The organism is Oleiphilus sp. HI0117 (assembly GCF_001635235.1).
Map to the genome: position 1 here is coordinate 1 of NZ_LWGA01000007.1, position 977 is coordinate 977.

2 protein-coding genes are annotated in these 977 nt (G+C 42.9%); one reads left to right on the forward strand and one right to left on the reverse strand.

Features of this window, described 5'->3' with window-relative positions; genetic code table 11:
- Positions 1-596 (forward strand): lactate utilization protein (locus A3757_RS00370; RefSeq protein WP_068738949.1); only part of this gene is annotated, 596 nt, incomplete at its 5' end.
- 4 nt (positions 597-600) lie between these two features.
- On the opposite strand, the gene A3757_RS25970 is transcribed toward A3757_RS00370, so the two are convergent.
- The coding region (locus A3757_RS25970) for a hypothetical protein (protein WP_197469600.1) at positions 601-977 on the reverse strand (377 nt) is incomplete at its 5' end.

The window sequence follows — 977 nt, forward strand, 5'->3', positions numbered from 1 at the left end:
GAAGTCGTAGTGGTATTGTTCAAGCTGAAGATTTGCTTAGGCAGCTGATCTCAAAACTAGAAGAAAATCACGCAGAAGTACATCGAGTTAGCGCGCTTAAGTGGAAAACAACACTTACTGACATCATGGAAAGAGAAAAAGCCAAGCACTGCTTATTAGGGAATAATCTTGCATACCAAAGCGAAATTGAACAAGCTCTGCGCCTTCATAATAATAACATCAGCATTACACGCTACTCACAAGCTTATGAAACCCTTCGGGAAACCTTATTCCATAACATCGATATCGGCATCACCCTTGCACAGGGAGCAATAGCCGAAACCGGAACCTTATTGCTGCTGCCAAATAAAGACGAACCTAGAATGATGTCGCTTGTGCCACCAATACATCTAGTGCTACTACAAGAGGATCAAATCTACCCGGATTTATCAAGTTTGCTCAATGATGAACCTTGGGGTCAATGCGAGAAAATGCCAAGCAATGTTTTGTTTATTTCCAGCCCGTCGAAAACAGCAGATATACAACAAACACTAGCCTATGGCGCTCATGGACCCAAAAAGCTGATTGTCTTAGTTCAAGAAAACGCAGAGATATAGAGTGCTAAGGAGCAACGCTCAGCTCATCCAGAATCGATTCACTATCACCGCCTCCCGTTCTTAAACAGGGGAAAACCAATAGAATTTCGGTGCATTGCTCCGAGTCAGTGGAATAACTTATCGCCCCCCCTAAAGCGCTCATGACCCGTCGATAATAGACGGTCGCCAGATCAAGGTTAGATGAATCTTCATCCACAACTCTTAAACCTTCTAGCTGAGAACGCTGAACACCTTCTTTATAACGCAATAATAATACATTACGGCCACCCTCAACCCGACTATCAATAGTGATCTCTTCGCCTTTAGCCACGACAGAGTGATTGATGGCCGTTTTTAGTATGTTAAACAAAGCATAAATCAATAACCATTCATCACCTTTGA